Annotated in this window: 8 protein-coding genes; all 8 read right to left on the bottom strand. The window is 68.4% G+C overall.

The window, feature by feature from the left end:
* Nucleotides 1–170: putative immunity protein (locus NN4_RS46870; protein ID WP_371865630.1), on the bottom strand; the 170-nt coding region annotated here is incomplete at its 3' end.
* A gap of 184 nt (nucleotides 171–354) precedes the next feature.
* Nucleotides 355–2,196, bottom strand: a complete 1,842-nt coding sequence (gene iolD, locus NN4_RS07490; RefSeq protein ID WP_147129221.1) for a 3D-(3,5/4)-trihydroxycyclohexane-1,2-dione acylhydrolase (decyclizing) — start codon at nucleotides 2,194–2,196, stop codon at nucleotides 355–357.
* A complete protein-coding gene (gene iolB, locus NN4_RS07485; RefSeq protein ID WP_147129220.1) occupies nucleotides 2,193–3,080 on the bottom strand; it encodes a 5-deoxy-glucuronate isomerase in 888 nt (295 codons plus the stop codon). Before iolB ends, iolD begins: the two co-directional genes overlap by 4 nt.
* Before the next feature lie 34 nt (nucleotides 3,081–3,114).
* Entirely contained in the window at nucleotides 3,115–4,008 is an 894-nt protein-coding gene (locus NN4_RS07480; protein WP_147129219.1) for a Cgl0159 family (beta/alpha)8-fold protein, read from the bottom strand.
* A 33-nt stretch (nucleotides 4,009–4,041) separates the two neighbouring features.
* Nucleotides 4,042–4,980, bottom strand: coding sequence for a 5-dehydro-2-deoxygluconokinase (gene iolC, locus NN4_RS07475; RefSeq protein ID WP_147129218.1), 939 nt, complete (start codon nucleotides 4,978–4,980; stop codon nucleotides 4,042–4,044).
* A 28-nt stretch (nucleotides 4,981–5,008) separates the two neighbouring features.
* Nucleotides 5,009–5,803: an ATP-binding cassette domain-containing protein gene (locus NN4_RS07470; protein ID WP_147129217.1), complete on the bottom strand. Its 795-nt coding sequence runs from the start codon at nucleotides 5,801–5,803 to the stop codon at nucleotides 5,009–5,011.
* Nucleotides 5,800–6,843, bottom strand: coding sequence for an ABC transporter permease (locus NN4_RS07465; protein WP_147129216.1), 1,044 nt, complete (start codon nucleotides 6,841–6,843; stop codon nucleotides 5,800–5,802). The genes NN4_RS07470 and NN4_RS07465 overlap by 4 nt, the downstream gene beginning before the upstream one ends.
* A gap of 18 nt (nucleotides 6,844–6,861) precedes the next feature.
* Entirely contained in the window at nucleotides 6,862–7,866 is a 1,005-nt protein-coding gene (locus tag NN4_RS07460) for a sugar ABC transporter substrate-binding protein (RefSeq protein WP_234391160.1), read from the bottom strand.
* Nucleotides 7,867–7,876 lie beyond the last annotated feature (10 nt).

Raw genomic sequence — 7,876 nt, 5'->3', positions numbered from 1 at the left:
CGCGCTTCCGGCATCGTCAGGTCGCCGCGCACCCACGCTCGGGCGGCCTCGATCGCCGAGGCCGGTCGCGGATCCTGGGGTCGCGCGCGCTCGAAAAGCGGCAGCACATGCTCGGCGCATGCGGCCGCCCACAGCGCCAACGCTGTGTGGTCGACCCTGTTGAGGGTCACCGACCCGCTCTGATCGCCTCGGTCCGCACAGGCTTTTCCCCTTCTCGACGCAAGTGGTCGCCGATGCCGGGCCACGTCCAGTTACCTTGTGCCGCAAGGGCCATCACTACCAGCGCAGCACTGCGCCGCTAAGTCATCCTACGACTTTCTGCCCCGTCGCGCAGCCCCCGCGTTCGTCCCCGGTTCACGGTTGCAGATAGCGCACCTGACGCGGTTTGGCCGCGGTGTAGGCGGCGCGGCCGGACAGGTATTCGGGAACACCGACCTCCCACCAGGCACCCGCCTCGGTCCAAGACGACGGCTGAGTGCGGATCACCAGCACGGCTGGGCGAGATTCACGGACCGCGGCCTCCCGCGCGCGGGCGTAGGCGTCGCGGAACTCGGACAGGTCGGCGGCGGTGAAGACGGCACAGCCCAGCGCGCGAGCGTGCGCGGCGAAGTCCACCCGCGGCGGCTCGTCGTGGGCGCTGCGGCAGTCGGCGTAGAAATTGTTGAACGGCGCGCCGCCTTGGCCCTCCTGAAGACGGGCTATCACCGCGTATCCGTCGTTGTCGCAGACGACCGCGACGAACGGGTGTCCGGCGAAGGCCGCGGAGAACAGTTCGGAGTTCAGCATGAGGTATGAGCCGTCGCCGAGCATGGTGGTGACCAGGCCGTCGGTGTGCGCCATGGCCGCGCCCCAGGCGCCGGCGAGTTCGTAACCCATGCAGGAGAAGCCGTATTCGACGTCCATACTCGGGGCGCCGCCGGTGGCGCGCCAGCCGCCGACGAGTTCGCCGGGCATGCCGCCCGAGGCGGTCATGACGTAGTCGTTCGGTCCGCTGAGATCGTTGACGATGCCGACGACCTGGGCGTAACTGGGTGTGCCCGGGGTGTGCGCGCGCAGTTTGTCGATGTGGGCGTCCCAGGTGCCGCGCTGGGCTGCGGCCCGGGCGGACCATTCGGATTCGACGCGCCATTCGCGCAGGTGATCGGCCAGATCGCGGACCGTCGCGGCCGCGTCGCCGACTACCGCGAGCGCGCCGTGCTTGACGGCGTCGAACCGTGCGGCGTTGATCGTGACGAGGCGAACTTCTGGTGCGAAGACCGTCCACGAGGCGGTGGTGAAATCCTGCAGGCGGGTGCCGACGGCGAGGACCAAGTCGGCTTCGGCGGCCATCGTGTTCGCCGAGGTCGAGCCGGTGACGCCGAGCGGACCGGCATAGAGCGGATGGTCGTGCGGCACCAGGGTCCGGCCCGCCGTCGTCTCCACGATCGGAATCCCGTGGCGCTCAGCGAATTCGAGAGCTGTGCGTCCCGCACCCGAGTAGCGGACACCGCCGCCGAGCACCAGCAGCGGACGCACCGAGTTACGCAGTGCCGCAGCGGCGTCGGCCAGCGAGCGCTCGTCGGCGCGCGGGCGCAAGATGCGATGCACGGTCGGTTCGAACAGGGTGTCGGGGAAGTCGTAGGTCTCGGCCTGGACGTCTTGGGGTAGGGCGAGGGTTACCGGACCGACCTCGGCCGGGTCGGTGAGCACCCGAACCACCTGGGGCAGTGTGGAAATCAGCTGTTCAGGGCGGGTGATCCGATCGAAGTACCGGCTCACCGCGCGGAAGGCATCGTTGACCGTGGCGGTGGCGTCGCCGAAGTGCTCGACCTGCTGGAGCACTGGATCGGGGGCGCGGGTGGTGAAGGTGTCACCCGGAAGCAGCAGCAGCGGAAGGCGATTGGCGTGCGCGACACCGGCGGCAGTCACCATGTTCAGCGCGCCGGGCCCGATCGACGAGGTGGCCACGCCGACCTGCCGCCGATGGGTCGCCTTGGCGTAACCGACGGCCGCGAGAGCCATGCCCTGCTCCGTGTGCCCGCGCCAGACCGGGATATCGTCTTTGCGCTCTTGCAGCGCGGTGCCGAGGCCGAGCACGTTGCCGTGCCCGAAGATGCCGAAAACCGCAGGGAACAGCGGCACTTCGTGGCCGTCGAGGGTTTCGGAGCGTTGGGCGACCAGCCAGGCCACCAGCGCCTGTGCCGCAGTCAGTTTCATCCGAGCCGTCCTTCGTGGTTGGTGATCGGGCAGCGCGGATCGCGGACTTCGGTGTCCCAGGTGCCGCGCACCCAGCTGTGCACCGGGTCGTCACAGAAGGCCATCGAGCGCTCCGGGGCGGGGCCGGCGAGCACGTTCAGGTAGTACATCGGGTAGCCCGGCGCGGCGATGCACGGGCCGTGGTAGCCGCGTGGGACGAGGAAAACATCGCCGTCGCGCACCACGACGTTTTCGTCCAACTCGCCGTCCGAGGTGTAGGTCCGGTGGATTCCGAATCCGTCACGTGACGGAGTGGTGCCGTCCCGTCCGGCGATGCGGAAGTAGTAGATCTCCTCGTTCACTACCTCGCAGTCGCTCGCTTCGTCGTGCTTGTGCGGCGGATAGGACGACCAGTTGCCGTCCGGGGTGATCAGCTCGCAGGCGTTGAGTTTGTCGGCGTGGTCCCAGATGCCGGGGACACCGAAGTTGGTGACCTGACGGGTGGCTCGGCCCGCGCCGCGGATGTCGATCGGGACCTGTTCCGCAGGGCCATATTTCGGGTCGAGCCGGTTGGCGCAGCGCGCCATGGGCAGGGCGAGCTCCACCGCCGCGTCGGCCGTCAGTTCGACCTCGGCGTCGCGCGGGATGTACGCGAAGTCAGTCACCCGGGTGAATACCGATTCCCGGCCGGACAATTCGAACGTCATGCCGTCGACACGGACGGTGCACGCGCCGGCCAGCGGCAGTACGAACGCTTCGTACTCGCCGGTCTCCAGCTTTCGGGTTTCCCCGGCGGCCAGGCGCAGCACCCGCAGGCCCGTGTACGTCCACCCGGCGTCCTCCGGGGCCAGGCGGACCGGATCGCCGCCGTCGCTCAGTGTTCCAGCTGGTCTATGCAGCCTCATCGCAATTCCCGCCTCGATTCAGGACGATCAATTCTCATCGCGTCTCCTTCAGCATCTTGGCGGCTGCGTCGACGGCTGCGCCGACGTCACCGTCGGGCGGATACAGCAGGGTCCGGCCGACGACCAGGCCGCGCACCACGTCGTGGCCGAGGGCGCCGTCCCAGAACGCCAGGTCGGCGACCGGGTCGCCGGAGGGGGCACCGCCGAGGACGACGACCGGTAGCGTCGTCGCGTCGAGGACCGAAATATCTTGCGGGGCAGGAATCTTGAGCCAGGTGTAGGCGGAGGTGACGCCGAGGCCGGAAGCCACCGTGATCGCCCGGGACAGGGCAGGCGCATCCTTGGCCATCACCAGGGCGCCGGATTCGTCGCGGTGGTACGGCAACGGCTCGACCATGGCCATGAGCCCGTTCGCCGCGAGTTCGGAGACCGCTTGTGCACACGCCTGCAAAGTCGGGACCGTGCCCGCGTCCGAATCGACGAGGCGCAGCAGCATTTTCCCGCCGTCGAGGCGGAACCGGGCGAGCGAGTCGGCGTCGTACCCGGTGAAGCGGTCGTCGATCTCCCACTCGGCGCCCGCGAGCCCGCCCCGGTTCATGGATCCGATGACGACCTTGTCGTCCAAGGCATCCAGCAGCAGCAGCTCCTCGACCACGTCCGGCGAGCCGAGCACGCCGTCGACGTCCGGGTGGCCCAGCGCGATCAGCAGCCGCTCCAGCAGCGTCCGCCGGTCCGCCATGGCGGTCAGGTCCGAGCCGACGCCGAGGGCGCCGCGGGCCGGGTGGTCCGCGGCGACCAGGAACAGAGTGTCCTTGTCCGCCAGCAGGTTCGGGCGGCGGACGCGTTTCGCATAAGCCCGTTCGACCGCCGCCGGGTCCGTCGCGCGGACGCGCAGCAGCTCACGCCAGCGTTCGTCGGTCAAATGCACCGTAGGTTCTCCATTTCTGTCTCGTGCGCCGCCTCAGCGGCACAGCAGGTCCTCGATCTCCGCATCCGTCGGCATGGCATCCGCGCATGCCAGCCGCGACGCCACCAGGGCGCCTGCGGCATTGGCGTAGGTGGCGATGCGGTGCGGATCCCAGTCCGCGAGCAGGCCGTGGATCAGCGCACCGCCGAAACCGTCGCCCGCACCGAGTCCGCAGACCACCTCGACACGGCACGGCGGCACCGTCCACCGTTCGTACTCGGTGGCCACGAGCACGCCCTCGGCGCCGCGCTTGATCACCGCGAGCCGGACACCGCGCGCGAGCAGGCGGTCGGCGGCCTCGTCGGGATCGGCTGTCCCCACGGCGACTTGGACCTCGGCACGGTTACCGACGACCACATTGACGTGGTCGACCATCCAGCCGATCTCGGCTCCGGCGGTGTCGACATCCGGCCAGAACATCGGCCGATAGTCGAGGTCGAGCACGGTGTGCCCGTGGCGATTCCGCCGTTCGAGAATGCGGCGCTGGGTGCTGCGTCCGGGCTCCGCGCTCACGCCGGTGCCGGTAACCCACAGCAGCGGAACCGAATCCACCACGTCCCAGGGCACCTCGTCCTCGGTGAGGGTGAGGTCCGGGGCGATGGGCGCGCGATAGAACAGCAGCGGCGGGTCGGCGGGCGGCTTCAGCTCGCAGAAGACCACGGGCGTCAGGAGATCCGGCGCCGTGCCCACGTAGTCCGCCGAGACACCGAAGTTCGCCAAGGCCGTTCGCACGTAGTCGCCGAAGCCGTCCGGGCCGACTTTGGTCAGTACGGCGCTGCGGCGGCCCAGTCGCGCGGCGGCCACCGCAACATTGGTCGCGGTGCCGCCCAGGAACTTCGCGAAGGACTCGACCTCGGCCAGACCGACGCCGCTCTGTTGCGGGTAGAGGTCCACGCCGACGCGTCCGATGGTCAACGCTTCCAAACCGGTCACGGCAGCACCTTTCGCCGCGGTGCGCTGTTCACGACACGACCCGCTGCAGTTCGTGCTGCAACGCGTCCAGCTCGGCGCCGCCCGCCATCTGCCTCGTCAGCTCCGACAGGTCGATCTCGTCCTTCTCGTACGAGCCGAGCATCGTGCCGCGTTTCAGCAGCAGGAAACGGTCGCCGACCGGGAAGGCGTGGTGCGGATTGTGGGTGATCAAGATGACACCCAGGCCCCGATCACGGGCCTGCACAACATATTTGAGCACGACCCCGGCCTGCTTCACGCCGAGCGCGGCGGTCGGTTCGTCCAGGATCAGCACCTTGGCGCCGTAGTGCACCGCCCGCGCGATGGCCACGCATTGGCGCTGCCCGCCGGACAGCGTGCCGACCGGCTGCTCCATATCGCGGATCTCGATGCCCATGTCCGCCAGCCCTTGCCGGGCGATCTCGCGACCCTTGCGACGGTCGAGCAGCCGGAGGAAGCCGGTGGTCGGCTCCGAACCCAGCACGAAGTTGCGCCAGACGCTCATCAGCGGCACCACCGCGAGATCCTGGTACACCGTCGCGATGCCGTGATCCAAAGCCATCCGCGGCGAGGACATCCGGACCGGTTGTCCGTCGATCCGCAGCTCGCCGCGGTCGTGCTGGTGCACCCCGGCCAGGATCTTGATGAGCGTGGACTTGCCCGCACCGTTGTCGCCGAGGATGCAGGTGACCTGGCCCGCGTTGACCACGGTCGACACGTCCTCCAAGGCCACGACGCCGCCATAGCTCTTGCCGATATCGACGGCCTCGATGAGGGGGGTCGGCCCACTCGCTGGTGCACTCATCGGCGTACCCTTTCGGCTCGCTTCTGGAATCTGTTGTTGACCAACACCGCCGCCAGCAGCAGCACGCCGAGGAACAGCATGAACCAGTCACTGTCCCAGCGCGCGAACACAATTCCCTGACGTGCCATGCCGAAGATGAGGGCGCCGATGGCGGCGCCGATCGCCGAGCCGAACCCGCCGGTCAGCAGGCAACCGCCGACGACAGCGGCGATGATGTAGTGCAGCTCCAAGCCCACCCCTTGGTTCGCCTGCACGCTGGCGAAACGCAGAATGCCGCAGGAGCCGACCACCCAGCCGGCGAACGCGGTGGTCATGAAGAGCACGATCTTCGTCCGGTCCGCGGGGACGCCGACTGCCCGTGCGTTGGTGAGTGAGCCGCCGACCGCGAAGATCCAGTTGCCGAACTTGGTGCGCACCAGCACGATCGCGGCGATCGCGGTCAGCACGATCCACCAGATGACCGAGGCTTGGATGCGGGCCTCACCGATGTTCAACGTCGAGGCGAAGACCCAGCCTGCCGAGTTGTAGCCCTCGGCGCTCCGAATCCCGGACACCTGAACGGTTCCGGTGACCAGTCGAGTCACGCCGAGGTTCAGGCCTTGCAGTGCAAGGAAGGTACCGAGCGTGACGATGAAACTCGGTAGACCCGTGCGCATCACGAGCCACCCGTTGAATGCGCCGACCAGCAACGCCAGTAGCAGCGAGGCCAGCAGTGCGAACCAGACGTTCCAGCCCGCGTGTACCGCGAGCAGCGCGGTGACCAGCGCGGTCGACGCGGTCATCACGCCGGCCGACAGATCGAATTCACCGCCGATCATCAACAGCGCCACCGCGACCGCCATGATGCCGAGGGTGGACGAGTCGTCGAGCCAGGTGGCGATGCCCAGCGGGCTCAGGAACCGCTCGGTGATGATCGAGAAGAACACGAATACGAGCAGCGCGCCGAGCGCGGCACCGATCTCCGGCCGGACGATCAGCCGCTGCATGAGCGTCGGCCCTTGGGATTGCGAGGCCTCGGATGGTTTTGTGGCAACAGTCATTTCATCTACTCCCTGACCTCAGCGGGTGCCCTGTGCCACGAGCGCGGCGACGGCATCGACGTTGTCCTTGTCGACGAAGGCCGGACCCGTCTGCACCGGTGCGCCACCACCGACTGTGTTCAAATTCGTCCGGTAGGCCTGCAACAGCACCACGGGCAGATAGCCCTGCTCGTACTGCTGCTGGTCGACGGCGAACAGCAGCTTGCCCGCCCGGATGGCCTCGACCACATCGGTATTGAGGTCGAACGTCGCAACCGTCGCGCCGGACTGCGATTCCTTCACCCCGTCCACCGCACGCGCGGCGACCTGCGAATTCAGCGTCAGCACCGCGTCGATGGTCTTGTCGGCCTCCAGCGCGCCCTTGATCCGGGACTGCGCGTCGGTCGGGTTGTTGATGTCGACCTGCAGCGTCGTGCCGTTGCCGAAGGCCTTGGTCGCGCCGTCGCACCGCTGGGTAGCGCCGATATTGCCCGCCTCGTGGATGACGCAGAGCAGCTTGGTCTTCTTGGCATCGGCCAGCCGCTTGCCCGCCGCCTGGCCGGCCAGCGACTCGCTCTGCCCCACATGGCCGATGGCGCCGTACTTGACGCTCTCGTTCTCGCCGGAGTTGATGGTCACCACCGGAATGCCTGCGGTGACGGCCTTTTCGATCGAGGGTCGCAACGCGTCCGGGTTGGCCATCGAGACGACGAGCCCGTCCACGCCCTGCGCCACCGCGTTGTCGATCAGCTTGGCCTGCTGGCCGGGATCACCGGCCGAGTTGTACTCGACCCGGACGCCGAGATCCTTGCCCGCCGCCTCCGCGCCGTTCTTGACGACGTTCCAGAACGCGTCGCCGGGGCTGCCGTGCGTGACCACCGCGACGGAGTTCAATTTTCCTGCGGCCACCGGGGAGTTGGTCGGGGCAGGCACGTCGGCGCCCGGCCCGCTACAGGCGGCCAGCACCGTGGCGGCGGCGAGCCATGGCAGCAAGCGGCGCGAGCGCTGCCATCCTCGGCCGAGTCGTAGAGACATCGTTGTCATCACTTCCCCA

Origin of the sequence: Nocardia ninae NBRC 108245 (assembly GCF_007990755.1) — a bacterium.
Lineage (GTDB): Bacteria > Actinomycetota > Actinomycetes > Mycobacteriales > Mycobacteriaceae > Nocardia > Nocardia ninae.
This window is presented reverse-complemented; position numbering and strand designations above follow the sequence as displayed.